The sequence below is a fragment of the Nocardia sp. GCM10030253 genome (genome assembly GCF_042675075.1).
Classification (GTDB): Bacteria; Actinomycetota; Actinomycetes; order Mycobacteriales; family Mycobacteriaceae; genus Nocardia.
This window is the reverse complement of record NZ_JBHTDL010000005.1, coordinates 841,087-860,548: the sequence shown is the minus strand read 5'-3', so window position 1 is coordinate 860,548 and position 19,462 is coordinate 841,087. Positions and strand designations below refer to the sequence as shown.

Annotated in this window: 8 protein-coding genes and 1 pseudogene; 5 read left to right on the top strand and 4 right to left on the bottom strand. The window is 67.4% G+C overall.

What is annotated here, in order from left to right; genetic code table 11:
- Nucleotides 1-10: 10 nt before the first annotated feature.
- Nucleotides 11-11,059, top strand: a pseudogene (locus ACFQZZ_RS12250) (type I polyketide synthase); the annotation flags it as partial.
- 296 nt (nt 11,060-11,355) lie between these two features.
- Nucleotides 11,356-11,880, top strand: a complete 525-nt coding sequence (locus ACFQZZ_RS12245; protein WP_378678278.1) for a PaaI family thioesterase — start codon at nt 11,356-11,358, stop codon at nt 11,878-11,880.
- A 19-nt stretch (nt 11,881-11,899) separates the two neighbouring features.
- Here ACFQZZ_RS12245 and ACFQZZ_RS12240 read toward each other — a convergent pair whose 3' ends face one another.
- Complete coding sequence (locus ACFQZZ_RS12240; RefSeq protein WP_378678275.1) at nt 11,900-13,930, bottom strand: FAD-dependent oxidoreductase; 2,031 nt, start codon at nt 13,928-13,930, stop codon at nt 11,900-11,902.
- Between the two features lie 127 nt (nt 13,931-14,057).
- Complete coding sequence (locus ACFQZZ_RS12235) at nt 14,058-14,528, bottom strand: MarR family winged helix-turn-helix transcriptional regulator (RefSeq protein WP_378678272.1); 471 nt, start codon at nt 14,526-14,528, stop codon at nt 14,058-14,060.
- Nucleotides 14,529-14,611: 83 nt separating this feature from the next.
- Between ACFQZZ_RS12235 and ACFQZZ_RS12230 the strand changes: the two genes are divergently transcribed.
- On the top strand, nt 14,612-15,151 hold the full coding sequence (locus ACFQZZ_RS12230; RefSeq protein ID WP_378678269.1) for a DUF1772 domain-containing protein: 540 nt from the start codon (nt 14,612-14,614) through the stop codon (nt 15,149-15,151).
- An 80-nt stretch (nt 15,152-15,231) separates the two neighbouring features.
- Here the strand turns inward: ACFQZZ_RS12230 and ACFQZZ_RS12225 are convergent, their stop codons facing one another.
- On the bottom strand, nt 15,232-15,753 hold the full coding sequence (locus tag ACFQZZ_RS12225; RefSeq protein WP_378678266.1) for a hypothetical protein: 522 nt from the start codon (nt 15,751-15,753) through the stop codon (nt 15,232-15,234).
- 264 nt (nt 15,754-16,017) lie between these two features.
- On the opposite strand from ACFQZZ_RS12225, the gene ACFQZZ_RS12220 reads away from it, so the two are divergent.
- Nucleotides 16,018-16,785: an SDR family NAD(P)-dependent oxidoreductase gene (locus ACFQZZ_RS12220; RefSeq protein ID WP_378678263.1), complete on the top strand. Its 768-nt coding sequence runs from the start codon at nt 16,018-16,020 to the stop codon at nt 16,783-16,785.
- Between the two features lie 166 nt (nt 16,786-16,951).
- Nucleotides 16,952-18,364 (top strand): hypothetical protein, encoded by a 1,413-nt coding sequence (locus ACFQZZ_RS12215; RefSeq protein ID WP_378678260.1) that lies wholly within the window; start codon nt 16,952-16,954, stop codon nt 18,362-18,364.
- Between the two features lie 434 nt (nt 18,365-18,798).
- On the opposite strand, the gene ACFQZZ_RS12210 is transcribed toward ACFQZZ_RS12215, so the two are convergent.
- Nucleotides 18,799-19,443, bottom strand: a complete 645-nt coding sequence (locus tag ACFQZZ_RS12210) for a TetR/AcrR family transcriptional regulator (protein ID WP_378678257.1) — start codon at nt 19,441-19,443, stop codon at nt 18,799-18,801.
- Nucleotides 19,444-19,462 lie beyond the last annotated feature (19 nt).

The window sequence follows — 19,462 nt, the reverse complement described above, 5'->3', positions numbered from 1 at the left end:
GGCCGACAATGACGAGCTTCGCCGGTATCTCAAGAAGACCGCGAAAGAGCTGTACGAGACCAAGCAACAACTGCGCGAGATCACCGACCGGTCGCGTGAGCCCATCGCCATTGTCGGAATGGCCTGCCGATACCCCGGTGGCGTGCGGTCCCCCGAGGATCTGTGGCGCGTCGTCGACGACGGCGTGGACGCCGTTGGTGACTACCCGTCCGACCGGGGGTGGGACCTGGAGCGGCTGTTCAACCCGGACCCGGATGTGCCCGGCACGATCTACACGCGGCAGGGCGGTTTTCTCGATTCGGTGGCCGACTTCGATCCCACCTTCTTCGGGATCAGCCCACGCGAGGCCGCGGCGTTGGATCCACAGCAGCGCCTGATGCTCGAGGCGTCCTGGGAGGCGTTGGAAGACGCCGGTATCGACCCGATGTCGTTGCGCGGCAGCGACACCGGGGTGTTCGCCGGGGTAGCTCATCAGAACTATGGCCCACGCGTCGGCTCCGCCGGGATCACCGCCGAGACGGAAGGCCATGTCTACCTCGGTGTTTCGAACAGCGTGCTGTCCGGTCGGATCGCGTACACCCTCGGCTTCAAGGGCCCGGCCATCTCGGTCGACACCGCGTGCTCGTCGTCGCTGGTGGCCCTGCACCTCGCGTGCCAGGCGCTGCGTCATGGTGACGCCGCACTCGCCCTGGCAGGCGGCGTCACCGTGATGTCGGACCCGTCCCTGCTGATCGCGTTCGCGCGGCAACGCGCGCTGTCCTCCGATGCCCGCTGCAAAGCGTTCGCGGCGGCCGCCGATGGGACCGGCTTCTCCGAAGGTCTCGGAATGCTGGTGCTGGAGCGGCTGTCGGACGCACAGCGTCTCGGTCACACCGTCTTGGCGGTGGTGTGTGGCAGCGCGGTCAATCAGGATGGCGCGAGCAACGGTTTGACCGCGCCGAACGGTCCGTCCCAGGAACGCGTCATCGCGCAGGCGCTGGCCAATGCCGGTCTCGACCCCGCGGATGTCGACGCGGTGGAAGCCCACGGCACCGGCACCACGCTCGGTGATCCGATCGAGGCGAGCGCGCTGATCGGCGTCTACGGTGCGCGGCGTGGTGACGCGCCGCTGCGCCTCGGGTCCCTCAAGTCCAATGTCGGCCACACCTCTGCCGCGGCGGGCGTCGGTGGCGTGATCAAGATGGTCCAGGCCATGCGGCACGGCGTGCTGCCGAAGACTTTGCACGTGGACGAGCCGACCCCGCACGTGGATTGGTCGGCGGGCACGGTGCGGCTGCTTCAGGAGCCGGAGCCGTGGCCCGTAGGAGAACGAATCCGGCGTGCGGGCGTGTCGTCCTTCGGGGCCAGCGGCACCAACGCCCACGTCATCCTGGAGGAGGCGCCCGCGGTCGCTGCTTCCGGGGGAACACCGGAGCAAGACGATATCGCGGCGACGGCGGCCGCTCAGCCCAACACAACAGCTGAGCCCACTGCGACCGCTCAGCCCAACGGCTCCGCACAATCCAACGTGTCGGCTCAGCCGAACACATCTGGCCAGCCCAGCGCATCGGATGTCGTCGCGTTGGTGTTGTCGGCGCGCTCCGAGCCCGGCCTTGCGGCGCAGGCGGATCGGCTGCGGCAGTGGATGCTCCGCGAGCCCGAGGCCGACGTGTGGGATACCGCGTACTCCCTGGTGACTTCCAGGGCGCAGTTGGACGTGCGCGGCGCGGTCGTCGGACGCGACCGAACGGAGCTGCTCGCGGGCTTGGCCGCGCTTGCCGACGGCGCCTCCGCCGCACCGGGGGTCGAGGTGGTGCGCGGGTCCGTCGGTTCGGGACGCACGGCGTTTCTGTTCACCGGTCAGGGCGCGCAGCAGCCGGGGATGGGGAAGGGTCTGTATACGGCGTTTCCGGTGTTCGCGGCGGCGCTCGACGAGGTGTGCGCCGCATTCGATCCGCTGCTCGGACGAGCCCACCCGGCACCCGGCCAGCACCCCTCGGGGAGCTCCGCGCTGGCCCACCCGTCGCCCGACCACCACCCTTCGAGGAGTTCCGCGCTGTCATTGCGGGAGCTGATGTTCGCCGAGGACGACGCTGCCCTGTTGGATCGGACGGAGTTCACGCAGCCCGCGTTGTTCGCGTTCGAGGTGGCGTTGTACCGGCTTGTCGAGTCTTTCGGGCCGATCCCTGACGTGCTGCTCGGTCACTCCATCGGTGAGTTGGTCGCGGCGTATGTCGCGGGAGTCTGGTCGCTCTCGGACGCGTGCGCCCTGGTGGCCGCCCGCGGACGGTTGATGGGCGCGTTGCCGCAGGGCGGTGCGATGCTCGCGGCGGCCATCGCCGAGGACGAGGCGACCGCGCTGGTGGCCGGATACCACGACCGGCTGTCGGTGGCCGCGGTGAACGGTCCATCGTCGGTGGTGTTTTCCGGCGATGCGGACGCTGTCGACGAGATCGAGAGACTGCTCGGCGACCAGGGTCGCAAGACGAGCAGATTGCGGGTCAGTCATGCCTTCCATTCGGCGCGAATGGAACCGATGCTGGCCGAATTCCGTTCGGTGGCGGACAGTTTGACCTATCGAATGCCGACCGTCCCGATCGTCTCGAATGTGTCGGGCGAGGTGGTCGATCGTGAGCTGACCGATCCGTCGTACTGGGTGGGTCAGGTACGGGGGGCCGTCCGGTTCGCTCCGGGTGTACAGGCGCTTGTCGCGGCGGGGGCCCGCCGGTTCCTCGAGGTGGGCCCGGACGCCGTTCTTGCGGCGATGACCCGCCAGTGTCTTGCCGAGGCCCCCGATATCGAGGCGCGGTCGGTGGTGACCGCTGCCGGTCGGCGCGGTGCCGACGAGGTTGCGCAGTTCACCACCTTCCTGGCTGCCGCGAACACGGCGGGCCTCGCGGTGGATTGGCGCTCGATGTACGCGGGCCGGTCGACGCGCCGAGTTCCATTGCCGACCTACGCATTCCAACGTGAACGGTATTGGCTCGCGCCCACCGACGGTCTCGGCGACGTCGGCCGTGCCGGTCTCATGGCGATCGACCACCCCATGCTCGGTGCGGCGGTCGCGATGGCAGGCACCGATGAGTGGCTCTTCACCGGACGGCTCTCGACGGCATCACAATCGTGGATCGCCGATCACACGGTATTCGGCGCGGTACTGCTGCCCGGGACCGGTTTCGTGGAGCTGGCGTTGGTGGTCGGTGCCCGGTTGGGCGTCGAGATCGTCGACGAGCTGGTCCTCGAGGCGCCGCTGCGCTTGGACGACCGGACCGAGATCGACATCCAGATCAGTGTCGAAGCGCCCGATGACAACGGGCGGCGGCGATTCGTCGTGGCTTCGCGGTCTGCCGACGAACAGTCCGCGGGCGCGAGCGGAATCACGCACGCGCACGGCGTTTTCGCGCCGGGCAGTGCGATCGATGCGGCCGAGTCCGGCAGCTACAGCGAGCCGCCGTCGGACGATGCGACGCCCGCGCAGGCGCTCTACGACCAATTGGCCGCGCGCGGACTCGATTACGGACCCGCGTTCCAGGGCGTGCGTCGCACCTGGCGCGACGGGGACGACGTGCTTGCCGACGTGCAGTTGCCCGCCGAGGTCGGCGCGGACGCGGCCCGGTTCGGCGTGCACCCGGCGCTGCTGGACGCCGCGCTGCACGCCGCGGTGGACGAACTGTCCACGGAGCTGCGGCCCGGCACGGTGCCGCTGCCGTTCTCGTTCCACGGCGTGCGGCTGTATCGCCATGGCGCGACAGCGGTACAGGCCCGAATCCGGCGGACCGGAGCCAACAGTGTGCGGCTCGAACTCTGCGATGACGCGGGAACTCTCGTGGCGACGGTCGAATCGCTGCTGGCGCGTCCGGTCGACAGCCAGGTGGTGAACAACGGTCGGTCCGTCGGTCGCCACGCGCTGTACGACGTGCGGTGGATCGCGGTCGAATCGCCTGCCGAGGTCGACCAGGGCGCCCGCCGGATCGTCGCGGTTGGCCCGCGGCCCGCATCCGGATTCGATGAGCACTACCCGGACGTCGTCGCACTGGTCGCGGCGCACGGCTCGGACACCGACGCGGCACAGCGGTCGCCCATCGACGTGGTGGTGTGGTTCGCCGACGACGCCGACACCGGATCATCCGACGCTGGCGTCGGGTCTGCCGATTCTGGTGCGGTGACGGCGCATGCCGACGGCGGGTCGGGTGAAGCCGGTGCAGTGCTGGCAGATGCTGACGCTGAGTCTGCCGATTCCGGTGCGGTGTCGCTGGATGCTGACGCTGAGTCGGTTGAGGCTGGTGCGGTGTCGCTGGATGCTGACGCTGGGTCGGCTAATGCTGGGTTGGTGTCGGCGGAGGCCGTGCACCGACGTATGCACACGGTGTTGGCAACAGTTCGATCGTGGTTGCGTCTTTCCGCGGCGGCCGAGTCCCGACTGGTCGTCGTGACCCGCAACGGCGTCGGTCTGCCCGATGAGAATCCGGATCTGGCCGCCGCGGCGACCTGGGGCCTGCTGCGCAGCGCGCAATCGGAGCATCCCGGTCGAATCGTACTGGTGGACAGTGCTGTCGACGGCGAGGTGACTCCCGAGCTGATCTCGGCCGCCCTCCATGCCGACGCGGCACAGCTGGCGGTGCGCGAGGGCGCACTGCTCGAGCCGCGGCTGACCCGTCGCGACGCTGCGACCGGGTCGACCATCGCCCTCGGCTCCGGCGCGGTGTTGATCACCGGCGGCACCAGCGGTTTGGGCGCCGCGGTCGCGCGGCATATCGCCGTCACGCACGGGGTGCGTGACCTGGTGTTGGTCTCGCGGCGCGGCCCCGCGGCCGACGGCGTCGCCGAACTCGTTGCCGAGTTGAGCGAGCTCGGAGCTCGACCGAGGGTGCTGGCCTGCGACGTCGGCGACCGCGCCGCCGTGCGCACGCTGCTCGAGAGCCTCTCCGACGGTCCCGCATTGACGGCTGTCATCCATGCGGCGGGCGTCCTCGACGACGGCACCATCGACACGCTCACACCCGAGCAGGTCGACCGCGTGCTCGCACCGAAAGTGGATGCGGCACTGCACCTGCACGAGCTCACCCTCGACCGCGACCTTTCGGCGTTCGTGGTGTTCTCCTCGATCGCGGCGGTTCTCGGTTCGGCGGGCCAGGGCAACTACGCGGCGGCGAACTCAGTTCTCGACGCGTTGGCGCTACGGCGCGTGAACGCTGGTCTACCCGCCGTTTCCGTGGCGTGGGGTCCGTGGAACGCGAGCAGCGGTATGACGGCCGAACTGGACGCGGCCGCCCTGGTCCGGTTGTCACGTATGGGTTTCCGTCCGTTGGCGCAAGCCGACGGGCTGGCGCTGTTCGACCTGGCGGGCGGCGGCGCACCCGCTATCGCGGCAGTCGACTTCGACGTCGCGGCGCTGTCCGTCCAGGCCCGCGCCGGCCTGCTGCCCGGTCTGCTGCAGTCGTTGGTGTCGTCGCCGCGGCGCGCCGACAACGGTGGTGGGGACCTGGCAAGGCGGTTGGCGGCGGTGTCGCCGGACAAGCACGACGCGATCGTGCTCGACTTCGTGCGCAATCAGGTCGCCGAGGTGCTCGGGTATGCCGCAGGCGAGCTGATCGACGCCGAGAAGCCGTTCAGCGAACTGGGTTTCGATTCGCTCGGGGTTGTGGAATTTCGCAACCGCCTCGCCAAGGCCACGGGTCTGCGGCTGCCGTCGACCCTCGCCTTCGACTACCCGACGTCGGCGGCGATCGCCCGTCACGTGCGCTCGCAAATCGAAGGCGCCGGAGTGAAGGTGCGCCGCACACAACAGCGGACGCGGACCGACGAGCCGATCGCGATCGTCGGCATGGCCTGCCGGTATCCCGGCGGTGTCGAATCGCCGGACGCACTGTGGGATCTGGTGTCGTCGGGTACCGACGCCATCAGCGAGTTTCCGTCGGATCGTGGCTGGGCGCTCGATCGTCTCATTCATCCGGACCCCGAGCACCCGGGCACGTCCTACGTCAAAGAGGGCGGATTCCTCACGAACGCGGCCGATTTCGACGCGGGATTCTTCGGGATCGGCCCTCGTGAGGCGATCGCGATGGATCCGCAGCAGCGGTTGCTGCTCGAGGTGTCGTGGGAGGCGTTGGAGCACGCGGGGATTGATCCGACGTCGTTGCGCGGCAGCGACACCGGTGTCTACACGGGAGTGATGTACCAGGACTACGAGGCCCTGACACGCAAGGCCGGGCCCGAGGTCGAGGGGTATGTCGGGACCGGCGCCGCAGGCAGCGTGGTGTCCGGACGAGTGGCGTATGCGTTGGGCTTGGAAGGTCCTGCGATGACGGTGGACACGGCGTGCTCGTCGTCGCTGGTGGCGTTGCATGTGGCGTGCCGAGCACTGCGTCAAGGGGAGAGCTCGCTGGCGTTGGTCGGCGGTGCGACCATCATGTCGACGCCGCTGGTGTTCGTGGAGTTCTCCAGGCAGCGCGGTTTGGCTCCCGACGGTCGGTGCAAGTCGTTCTCGGCAGCGGCCGACGGTGTGGCCTGGTCGGAGGGTGCGGCCGTACTTGTGGTCGAACGGTTGTCGGATGCACTGCGTTTGGGCCACGACGTTCTCGCGGTGGTGCGCGGCAGCGCGGTCAATCAGGACGGTGCGAGCAACGGTTTGACCGCACCGAACGGTCCATCGCAGGAGCGGGTGATCGCGGCGGCGTTGGACAACGCGGGCCTGCGCCCTGCGGATGTGGACGCGGTGGAGACGCACGGGACAGGGACGACATTGGGCGACCCGATCGAGGCGCAGGCTTTGATCGCCGCCTATGGACCGGATCGACCGGAGCTGCCGCTGCGCATCGGTGCGCTCAAATCCAACATCGGTCACACGCAGGCGGCTTCCGGCGTCGGTGGCGTGATCAAGATGGTGCAGGCGCTGCGGCACGAGACATTGCCGAGGTCGTTGCATGCGGATGAGCTGTCGCCGCATGTGGATTGGTCGGCGGGGTCGGTGCGGGTGCTGACCGACGCGGAGCAGTGGCCCGTCGGTGATCGGGTGCGGCGTGCGGGGGTGTCGTCGTTCGGGATCAGCGGTACGAACGCGCACGTGATTCTCGAGGAAGCGCCGAAGACACCGTTCGGTCAGCAGCCCCGCGGATCCGTGACGGAGCCCGACGGCGGCGAACATACGTCGGGCGAGTCGGAACTCGACGTCGCAGCGGTGCCGTTGCTGGTGTCGGCGAAGTCGGAGGAGGGCTTGCGCGGGCAAGCGGACCGGTTGCGGACCTGGTTGACCGACCGTCCTGAGGTGGATTCCTGGGCGGTGGCGCGGTCGTTGCTCGACTCGCGCGCGTTGCTGGATCGGCGCGGGGTCGTTGTCGGTCGTAATCGCGAGGAGCTGTTGGCCGGTTTGGCCGCATTGGCGTCGGGTTCGACGCGGCCGGGTGTGGTCGACAGCGTTGTCAGTCCGGGCGAGACCGCCTTTCTGTTTACTGGTGGAGGTGCGCAGCGGGTCGGTATGGGTGCCGGGTTGTACGAGGCGTTCCCGGTGTTCGCTGCGGCGTTGGACGAGGTGTGTGCCGAGTTCGATCGGCACCTCGGTGGGGCCGACTCGCCCGACCACCACCCCTCAACGAGCTTGCTGTCACTACGTGAAGTGATGTTCACCGATCCCGAGGGTGTACTGGATCGGATGGCGTGGATGCAGCCCGCGTTGTTCGCGTTCGAGGTAGCGATGTTCCGCTTGCTGGAGTCCTTCGGTGTGACACCGGATGTGGTTGCGGGGCATTCGTTGGGCGAGTTGGTCGCGACGTACGTGGCGGGCGTGTGGTCGCTGTCGGATGCGTGTGCGTTGGTGGCGGCGCGTGGCCGGTTGATGGGGTCGGCGCCGTCTGGTGGGGCAATGCTCGCGGCGGGCGTGTCGGAGGCCGAGGCGGTGGAGATGTTGGCCGGTTATACGGATCGGGTGTCGCTCGGTGCGGTGAACGGTCCGGAGTCGGTGGTGTTCTCGGGATATGCGGACGCCGTCGAGGAGATCCAGCGGCGGTTGTCTGATGCCGGTCGTAAGAACTCGATGCTGCGGATCTCGCACGCCTCCCATTCGGTGGTGATGGAGCCGATACTCGACGAGTTCCGCGTTGTGGCAGCGGGATTGACGTATCGGGAACCGTTGTTGCCGATCGTGTCGAATGTCTCGGGTGAGCGGGCCGGTGCGCAGGTGCTGGATCCGGAGTACTGGGTGACGCACGTGCGCAGTTGTGTGCGGTTCGCTCCTGGTGTCGCCGGTTTGGTCGAGTCGGGTGTGCGTAGGTTTGTCGAGGTCGGTCCGGATGCGGTGCTGACCGCGATGACCCGTGAGTGTTTGGCGGAGCGTCCTGAGGTGGAGGCGAAGTCGGTGGTGCTGGCGTCGTCTCGCCGGTCGGTCGACGAAACGGTCGGGTTCGTCACGTCCCTCGCGCATGCGCATGCGGTGGGGATGCCGGTGGATCTGCTGCACCTGTTCGCCGGGCGCACCGCGAGCCGGATTGCGTTGCCGACGTACGCGTTCCAGCACAAGCGGTATTGGTTGCAGCCGAGCGACGAAGTCGTGGCAGGCTCGTTCGGGCATCCGCTGTTGACGAATGCGATGCCGCTCGCCGGAAAGGACGAGTGGCTGTTCACCGGACGGGTCTCGGTGCGGACGCAGCCCTGGATCGCCGACCACGCGGTGTTCGGGTCGGTGTTGCTGCCAGGGACGGCTTTTGTGGAACTGGGGTTGGCCGCGGGTGCGCGTCTGGAGGTCGATGCCATCGAGGAACTGCTGCTGGAAGCCCCGCTCCTGCTCGCCGGCGGCGCCGAGGTCGACCTGCAGCTGAGTGTCGCGGCGCCCGACGACGAGAGCAGGCGCGCATTCGCGATCTACTCCCGACCCGAAGCCGCCGACGATGACTCGGCCGACGGGAACCCGTGGGTGCTGCACGCACGCGGCGTCCTGACCGCCGCCGCCGACGTCGCCCCGAGGTGGGAGGAGCGGACATGGCCGCCCGCCGGTGCCGAGACGTCGGATGACGCGTCGCTCTATGACCGCCTGGCACAACGAGGTTTCGACTACGGTCCAGCCTTCCAGGGCGTGACGGCGATGTGGTCCGACGGCGAACAGACGTTCGCCGAAGTCTCCCTCGCCGAATCCGTGAGCGACTCGGCGTCCGCGTTCGGCATTCATCCCGCGCTGCTGGACGCATGTCTGCACGTGGCCATCGACGCGCTGATCCAAGACCTGCCGCTGGGGCGGGTACCGCTGCCCTTCTCGTTCGCGGGGGTGCGGCTGTGGCGCTCCGGCGTCGCGGCGATGCGCGCGCGCGTGGTCAGGGACGGTAGTGGGCAGGTCCGGATCGACGCCTTCGACGACGCCGGTTCGATCGTGCTGACCATCGATGGGGTCGCCGCGCGTCCCGTCGACGCCGAAGTTCTGGCCGCGGCGAGCACGTCTCACCGTTCGTTGCCGCTGAAGTTGCAATGGACCGAGTCGGCGCTGTCGGCCGCGTCGTCCGCCGGTGTGTCGGCGACATTGGGTTCCTCGCGGGTTTCCGGTATCGACCACCACTACACCGGTGTCGCGGAAGTGGTCGCGGCCGCAGAGCTTCCGGACGTGGTCGTCTGGTCGCTCGCCGAGGACCTCGTCGTGGTCGCCGACGGTCGCGACGGCGAAGCCACCTCCGGTGAGCGTGCCCTGGCGATTCGGCGGTCGGTCCACACGGCGTGGAATGTGTTGCGTTCGTGGCTGTCGATCGAGCAGCTGACCGAAACCCGGCTCGTGGTGGCGACCCACCGTGCGGCGGGCCTGCCGGGCGAGCCGGTGGACCTGGCCGCCGCCGCGGTGGTCGGTCTCGTCCGCAGCGCCCAATCCGAACACCCGGGCCGGATTGTGCTGCTGGACCACGATGGCGACCTGCACGCCGATCTCGTGCGCAGCGTGATCGAGTCGGAACAGGCTCAGGTGGCGATTCGCGACTCCCGGATGTTCGTGCCGCGCCTGGCAATCGGCAATATGTCCGACGAGACCGGGGCGTTCGATAGGGCCGCTTTCGGAGGCGGCACGGTGTTGATCACCGGCGGCACCACCGGAATCGGTGCGGTGACGGCTCGGCATCTGGTCGTCGCGCACGGCGTCGAACACCTGCTGCTGGTGTCGCGGCGGGGCGAGCAGGCGGCGGGAGTCGCGGAGCTGATCGCCGAGCTGGCTGCACTGGGAGCCGAAACACGTGTCGCCGCATGTGATGTCGGTGATCGGGCGAGCGTGGCCGCAGTGCTCGATTCGATCGGGTCCGAGCATCCGTTGACGGCGGTGATCCACTCCGCGGGCGTGGTCGACGACGCCACGATCGAATCGTTGACCGCCGAACAGTTCGACCGCGTGCTCGCGCCCAAGGTCGATGGCGCGCTGCACCTGGACGAGCTGACCCGGGAGCACGACTTGGCGGCGTTCATCGTGTTCTCCTCGCTTGCCGCGGTTCTCGGCTCGCCGGGGCAAGGCAACTACACGGCGGCGAACTCATTCCTCGACGGGCTCGCGCGCGCCCGCCGCGCCCAAGGTCTGCCCGCGTTGTCGCTGGCTTGGGGACCGTGGAATCAGGACACGGGCATGACGGGCAATATGGACCGGTCCGTTGTGGCACGGCTGGAACGACTGGGCATGAAGGTGCTCGGCGACGACGACGGGACCGCGATGCTCGACGCCGCGGTCGCGATGGACGAGGCCATGGTCGCCGGTGTCGAGTTCGACAAGCCGACACTGGCGGCGCAGGCCAGAGCCGGGCTACTGCCCGATGTGCTCAGCGGCCTGGTACCGGCACCCACACGGGCGCGGCGCGCGGCGAGCGGCGTCGCAATCAACGGTCTGTTGGCGCAACGGCTTGCCGCCGCGCCGGAGGACGAAAAGGATGCGCTGGTACTCGGATTCGTGCGGGAGCACGCCGCGGCGGTGCTTGGATACCCGTCGGCCGCGGCAATCGAGCCCGAGGCCCCGTTCAACGAACTCGGATTCGATTCGCTCGGCGGCGTCGAGCTGCGAAATCGACTCTCCGAGGCGGCGGGCATGAAACTGCCGTCCACGCTGGTGTTCGACTATCCGACCGCCGCCGCGGTGGCGAAATTCTTGCGTGCACGGTTGGATGCCGCCTCGACTACCTCGGCGTTCGACGACCACCTCGCCTCGCTCCGATCGCTTTTGGCGACTATGCCGTCCGCGGGGGACAAGGAGCGCCTTGCCGAGCGGATCCGCGCGACGCTGGCCGAAGCCATGGAGGAGGAACGCGAATCCACGATCCACGGCGCGGTCGAAGCGGCCACTGCCGTTGACGCGGCGAGTGCTGTCGAGGCGGCGAGTGCCGACGAACTCTTCGCGCTCATCGACCAACAGATCACTTCACAGTAAGGAATGTCATGACGCACAACGACCTTGCGACGATCGAAACGTCCAACGGCTCACGGTCACTGCATCTCGAGTGGGACGATCCGGCAATGGCCGTGCTCGGTCTGCTCCAGTTGTCGCGCGAGGAACTGCTCGACAGCATGCGCTCCGGCGACCTTCCACAGCCGCCGCTTGCCAAGCTGCTCAATATTTCGGTCGTGGACGCCGAGCCGGGGCGGATGGTCTTGAGTCTCGGGCCGGACGAGCGGCACGTGAACTTCCTCGGAGTGGTCGGCGGCGGCGTGCTCGGCGCCGTCCTCGACGTCGCGATGTGGGGGGCGGTGCACCTGTCGATGGCGGACAAGTCCGTGGTCACGACCACGAGCATGAACACGAACTTCCTGCGCAGGGTCTCCCACGACCAGGGGCCACTGCACGCGATCGCGCAGACCGTGCACGTCGGACGGACGACGGCGACAGCCGAAGCACGTCTCGTCGACGCCGCCGACAAGATCTACGCGACAGCGACCGCCACCTTCCTCCGGTTGGGGGGCTGAAGGGTTCAGCCCCCGGAAATCAGATCTCGGCCGCCAGGCGGGTACCTTGCTCGATTGCCCGCTTGGCGTCCAGCTCGCCTGCCTCATCGGCGCCGCCGATGAGATGCACACGCACACCTAGTGTTTCGAGCTGGTCCTTCAGGTCGCGGACGGATTCCTGGCCTGCGCAGACGATCACATTGTCGACGTCGATCACGCGCAGGCCCTCCCGGTTCGGGCCGAAGCTGATGTGCAGTCCGCGATCGTCGATCCGTTCGTAGTTGACCCCGCCGATCTGCTCCACCCCCTTGGCATCCAGGGTGGCGCGATGGATCCAGCCGGTCGTCTTGCCCAAGCTTGTCCCGAACGGGCCTGTCTTCCGCTGCAACAACGTCACCTCCCTGATGGCCGGGGAGGGTTTGGGCGTGGTCAACTGGCCGCGGGCCTGCTCGTCCTCGGTGACACCCCACTCTGCCTGCCACTCCTCGAGTTTCATCGCGGTGTTTCCAGCGACGGTGAGGAATTCGCTGACATCGAAACCGATCCCGCCCGCGCCGACGACGGCGACGCGTCGGCCGACGGGCCGCTCTTCCCGGATCAGCTCCTGGTAGGACAGCACCATCGGGTGGTCGATTCCCGGGATATCGGGAACGCGGGGTCGTACGCCGGTCGCGAGAACGACCTCGTCCCAGTCGCCCGCGGCAAGCTGCTCGGCGGTCGTGTGTGCGTTCAAATGCACTGTGACACCGGTGAGTTCGAGCTTCCGGCGGAAGTACCTTATCGATTCGCTGAACTCCTCCTTGCCGGGGATGCGACGAGCGAGGTCGAACTGGCCGCCGATCTTGTCCGCTGCTTCGAAGAGCTCGACGTGGTGACCGCGCTCGGCCATGCCGATCGCGGCCGACAGGCCCGCCGGGCCCGCGCCGACGACGGCGACGCGTTTGGCGTGCCGGGTGGGCAACAGCTGTAGCAGTGTTTCGTGGCAGGCGCGCGGATTCACCAGGCAGGACACGGTTTGGCGAGTGAAGGTGTGATCGAGACATGCCTGGTTGCAGGCGATACAGGTGTTGATCTCGTCCACGCGGGATGCGGCGGCCTTGTTCACCCATTCCGGGTCGGCCAGTAACGGACGGGCCAGCGAGATGAGGTCCGCGTCGCCCCGCTCCAGGATCTCCTCGGCGACTTCGGGCATATTGATCCGATTCGACGCACACACCGGGATCGTCACGTGCGCCTTGAGTTTGGCGGTGTATCCGACGAACGCGGCCCGCGGCACCGAGGTGACGATGGTCGGCACGCGCGACTCGTGCCAGCCGATGTCGGTGTTGATGATGTCAACCCCGGCGGCTTCCAATTCCTTCGCCAGCGCGATGATCTCCTCGAAGGTCTGACCGTCTTCGATGAAGTCGGCCAAGGACATTCGGAACATAATGAGGAAGTTCTCGCCGAGTGCGGCCCGGGTTCGTTTGACGATTTCGACCGGAAACCGCCGTCGGTTGGCTGCCGAACCGCCCCAACCGTCGGTACGGATGTTGGTGTGCGGCGCGAGGAACTGGTTGATCAGGAAGCCCTCGCCACCCATCAATTCGATTCCGTCGTATCCGGCAGATTTCGCCAACTCCGCGCAGCGCACGTGGTCGGCGATCGTCGATTCGATGCCCTGTTCGGACAAAGCCTTAGGCTCGAATGCGACGAGCGGCGATGTCACGGCCGAGGCCGCCACATTGTTGGGAATATTCGAATCGCGGCCACCGTGGATGATCTGCAGCGCGATCTTGGCCCCCGCCTCGTGTACCGCCGTGGTGATGACTCGGTGCCGCTCGGCGTCGGCCTCGGTGAGCATCGCACAGGCGAATGGCCACAGCCAGCCTTCGCGACTGGGGGAATACCCGCCGGTGACGATCAGCCCAACGCCGCCGCGGGCCCGTTCGGCGAAAAACGCGGCCAGCCGGTCGATGTGCCAGTCCCGATCCTCCAGGTTGGTGTGCATCGAACCCATCACCACGCGGTTGCGCAGCGTAACGCTCTTCAGCTCGAGCGGTGACAGCAAGCGCGGAAAATCTGAACTCATGGGAAGAACGTAATGACCAGTCTGTACTCCTGCAACGCGAGTTGAACGGCCGTTCAGCTCGCCCGCGGATTTCCAGCAAGGTGGAGCCGATATGGCGTGAGTTCGGCGAGGCGCCTGCGTTTTTCGTCTACGGAGTTCGCAGCTCGTCGGTGGCCACCGCCACCCGCTCATTGAGCGTGCCGACGAATTGCAACAGGACCTCCAACTCTCGATCGCTGTACCCCGCGAGGTGCTCGCTGACCGCGGCTCCAAGGCCGGAGAACAGGGGGGCTACTGCGCCGACCGCTGCGGCAATCGGCTCGACCAGCACCCGGCGCCGATCGCGCGCGTCCCGGCTGCGGCGCACGAAGCCCGCTCGCTCTAGCCGATCGATCATCGCGGTCACCGCCCCGCCCCGAGTGATGCCGATGCGTTCGGCCAACTGTCCTGGTGTCTGCGGGCCTGCCGAGCTCAGCACATTGAGGCAGCTCAGATCCGTCACGGTGATGCCGAGTCGCGCGGCGACGGCCGAGTGGAAGATGACCGTGCGCGTCGCCTGGATCCGCAGTTCCGCCTGCAACGAATTCAGGGTCTCGCTCCGGGTTTTCCCTGATCCCATCCCAGTCCACTCCCTTCTAGTCTCTCTAATATAGAGAGACTCGCAAATAGCGAGAATACTTGACAAGGGTAGGAGATGAGGACATGACAACGAAGCGGGCGATCCCCCTCTGGCTGCTGGTGATTTTCGTGGGGATCCAGTTCGGGGCGGGCTGGTACGAAAAGCTCGGGATCATTCCCCTGTGGGCCGACGTGCCTCCCGAACAGACTCTCACGGCGATGGAGGAGTCCGGTATGAAGCGGGCCGGGCGCGCGTTCTGGCCGTTCGTTTCACCGCTGGTCGCGCTGCTCGCCATCGTGAATCTCACCATTGCCTGGCGGACCCCCACACCGGCCCGGCGCTGGTGGATCGCCGGTGCGGCGGCCATGACCGGCTACGCGGTGTTCAGCTACGCCTATTTCGTCCCGCAGATGCTGATGTTCCAGTCCGGTGGCGCCGAGTGGACGCCCGAACATGTCGAATCCTTCGTCACCTTGTGGACCAATCTGAACTACCTGCGCATGGCGCTCGGCGCTATCGGTTGGTTGTGCCTGCTGCGCGCCCTGTCGCTGTCGGCGGTGCCCGCCGCACCATCGAAGGTGGCCATCCCGACCCAGTCGAGTGCACGTCCGGCGGCTGCCTAGCTTTCGCCAAACGGAACGCGGAGGCCCGGTCCAATAGGACCGGGCCTCCGCGTTTTTCGTATGTTCGCCGCCGAGAGGTCTCAGGCGACGGCGAGTGCGATGAGGATGAGGATCGAGCCACCCATCACTACCGCGTGGCGGACGTTCTGGAGGATGGGCATCACCCAGCGGGGGAAGCCGCTTTCCGCGGCCTTCAGCAGGGCGCCCGCGTCGACCCGGGCCAGCATCGGGTCGCCCTTGCGTGCGAAAGCGGCCTGGACGGACTTCACGGCGGTCAGGTTGCTGTAGATGATGAGGACGTTTCCGGCGAGCACGATCGGCTGGAAGATCCAGGACAGGGTCTGTCCCCAGTCGTTGCCGGTCAGCTGGAGTGCGGCGACGACCGTCATGATCAGGGCGACGGTCGCGGGGACGATCGTCTCGTGGCCGCTGGCATCGAAGCTGAGGTTGTTCTCCTTCAGCACCGAGGTGGGAATGCCCTGGCGCCGCAGCTCCGCCTCGGCGGCCGTTTTCGCGGCGGCGCCGTAGCGGTGCCGCACCAGCGGGATGCTCACGAACGCGAGGGCGATCAGCAGTTGCAGGACGGCGGCGAAAACGTACATGGTGTGCTCCTCATCAGATGGTCTGCGGCTGCGGATCTTGTTGAGCCGCAGTGGCGTTGTCGATGAGAAGGACGATGCCCACCGGCGCTGACAGCGCGCTGACATGAGCGGGATGATGGCTGTCTGTGCTGGTTACCGGTGGGGCGGGATCGGCTGCCTGGGTGGTCGGTACGCAGCGGGTGCCGTCTCGGCCTTGATGATGCGACCCGAAATGTGCAGTGCGGACGTATTGACTCCCAATGAGAACCTGTTCTAATTTTTGGCATGCGTAGATATGACGGCCGCCGAGTATTGGTCACGGGAGCGGGATCGGGTATCGGTCAGGGTATTGCCCTGCGGCTACTCGACGAGGGGGCGCAGCTGGTCGCCGCCGACATCGACCGGCCGGGCCTGGAGGCCACCGCGGCGAAGGCGGGCGACGCCGCGGACCGGCTGCGGACCGTCCAGGTGAACGTCGCCGATCCCGAATCGGTGCGCACCGCAACGGCCGATGGGCTCGAATTCCTCGGTGGTCTCGATGTGCTGGTCAATGCCGCGGGCATCCTGCGCCCCGCACGCACCGACGAAATGCCGCTGGAGGTGTGGAATCAGGTGATCTCGGTAAATCTCACCGGAACCTTCCTGATGACCCAGAGCGCATTGCCCGCCCTGGTGGAATCCGGCCACGGCGTTGTCGTGAATCTGTCCTCGACGGCGGCCTTCAGTGCGGCGCCCTACCTGGCCGCGTATGCCGCGTCCAAAGGTGGCGTCAATGCGTTCACCCACGCCATCGCGCTGGAGTACGCCAAGCAAGGACTGCGCGCGGTCAATATCGTCCCAGCGGGCATCACCAGTGGGATCACCACGAAATCCATCCGGGATCAGCCGGAGGGCTTCGACCCGAGCCTGTTCGCCAGGATGACCGGCTGGCTCAACGGTGGCGCACTCGGGAGCCCGGACGACATCGCGGGCGTGGTCGCCATGGTCGCCTCCGATGACGGCCGCTATATGACCGGGACCGAGATCCGCGTCGACGGCGGCGCTTTGATGTAGCCCTACTCGGGCGTGGCGACAACAGGCGCGCCCGGACTCCATTCTTGGCGCCCATCGTAGCGATCGCCGGAGTGCTATTTGGGTCATCAGCGTTTCGAATACTGTTGTCGCCGCGCCGGATCGGATTCGATCGAAGGCCGTGCTGTCGAACCGAAGGAGTACCGGTATGCGATCTCCGCTCATTCTCCTCGCCGCGTGTGCACTGGCGTTCGCGCCCGCCGGGCCCGCCGACGCGGCAGGGCAATGGGGTCCACTGGCGTCGCCGAACCCGTATCTGGGCCCACTCGGCACCGCGACCATGCACGGTGATGCCGGATCGTCGGACGCGACGCCGTTGGCGGGCCCTGGACGCGGCGATGTGGCGGTGGGCGTTTATCCGCTGGCGGCGGCGTGTCCGACGCTGTTGCAGGGTTCGGACAATCTGGTGGTCGCGCTGTGCACGGCGATCGCGGGCCAGGCTCCGATCGTCCACCTGCTCGATCCAGCAGACGGTGGGCCGCTCGGTGTCTCGCTGGCCTCGCTCACGTTGGCCAAGGGCAGTCTGCTCGGTGGCGTCTACGCCTACCTGGACAATGCCGATCGGCTGGTGGTCGTGGACGGGAACCGCACGTTGCTCCGCGTCGCCCATGCGCGCGACGCGGCAGGCCGGTGGCGGCTCGCGATCGAGTCGTCGACCGACCTCTCCTCGGCAATTCCGGTCGGGGACAACGTCACCGGGCTGGTTCCGGACTGGTCCGGCAATGTCTGGTTCGCCACCGGCAATGGGCTGGTCGGTCTGGTTCCGCCCTCGGGGCCGTCGGCCGTCGTCGCGCTGCCCGCGGGCGAACAGGTTGCCAATAGCATCTCGGCGGCGCCGAGCGGGCGAATCGCCGTCGCGACAACACACGCGCTCTATGAATTACGGGCCGAAGCGGGACGACCCGAGGTGCTCTGGCGCGCGGCCTACGAACGCGGCCGGGCGCGCAAGCCAGGCCAACTCAGCTGGGGCACCGGTTCCACACCTACCTATTTCGGACCGAACACCGGCGCAGACTACCTGACGATCGTCGACAACGCCGACGGTCAGGTCAACGCGCTGGTCTTCCGTTCGGGCAGCGGCCAATTGATGTGCTCACAGCCGGTCCTCACGAAGGGCGGTGCGGGCAGCGAGAATTCACCGATCGGCATCGGCCGTTCGCTGTTCGTGGCGAGCACCTACGGCTATCCGTATCCCGCCGTCCCCGAGGGTGCGGGCCCGGCTGTTCCGGCCACCGCGCCGTTCGTCGGTGGCATGACCCGCGTCGACGTCGGCGACACCGGCTGCCACACGGTGTGGGAGAACGCGGTGCGCAGTGCCGCCGTTCCCCATCTGTCCACAGTCGACAGCGCGATCTACACAGTGACGCGAATCGGACTCGACACCACAACACCGCTGGACGGTTACGCCTTCACCGTCATCGATCCGGACACCGGCGCGATCACCTCGAGCAGGCCGCTGCCCGGCACCATCATCGACGACCCATTGCAGACGTCGGCGCTGGTCACCCATGGTCGTCAGGTCCTGCAGGGCACGATTACCGGAATTCTGCGCATCAGTTGACGGGGTCGCCGCGGCGCGGTGCGATGGCACGCAATGCCTTCGGATCCCAAGACCAACACTCTGTGGATGGTCCATCGGAGACTTGCCTGTGGATAGTTGGGGCACAACATCTTCGAGTGCTATTCCGGGTCGGGTTTCCACAGGGCCTGTGCACACCCGAAGGACGCCGATGAGCGATCGTCCAGTGTGGATGGCGCAGTGCAGTGCCTGTGGATAGCATGCCGCGCTTGTGGACGCGAATGTGCGGCATCGACGTTCGGCCGCGCATAAGCGCCTGCTGAGTATGCACAGGCCGTGTGGTGTCGACTCTGCACAGCCTGTTCGGTGGCGAGTCCGTACCGGCGGCGCGACCACGAGTCTGCACAGCCTGTGTGGTGGGTGATTTCGGCTTTGTGGATGGTTCGCGGTGTCGAAATCGTTGGCCTGGCGAGGAACTAGTGCGGGGCCTTCGGTCCGGTCGCGAGGCCACGCTGGACGACGGCGAGGGTGTGCGTAATGGCCTGTTCCCTTGCTGCGTCGTCCAACCCAGGAATCGGCCCGTCGACCATCAGCGCGGCAAGTCCGTGCACCGTGGCCCAGGCTGCGATCTCGGCGTCCGGGCGGTGTGCCGGATCGATGTAGCCGATCTCGACGAGCTCGTCGAGCACTGTGGCCAGCAGGTTGAAGGCGGGTGAGTCCTCCGGTGCCCCGTCGACGGGGCCGGTTTCGCAGAAGGCGGTGCGGAACAGTCCGGGTTCCTGTCTCGCGAATGCGATGTAGCCGCGGCCTACCGCGTTCAGTCGCGAGATCGCGTGCGCATCTGGACCGAGGGATTCCACGCCGGCGGACATCGCCCCGAACAGGCTCTGCTGCGCCTCGGCCTGTGCCGCGCTGAGCAGCTGTTCGTGGTTGGTGAAATGCCGGTAGGCCGCCGTCGGCGTGACCCCGACCAGCCGGGCGGCCGCGCGCACGGTCACCGCCTCCGGCCCGCCGGTTTCCGCGAGCTCGGCGGCGGCCCGCACGAGCGCGTTGCGCAGGTCGCCGTGGTGGTACGGGCCTTCGCGGGTGGCGCGCTTGGTCGCTGATTCGGAATTCGTCATCCATTCGATGTTGACACCT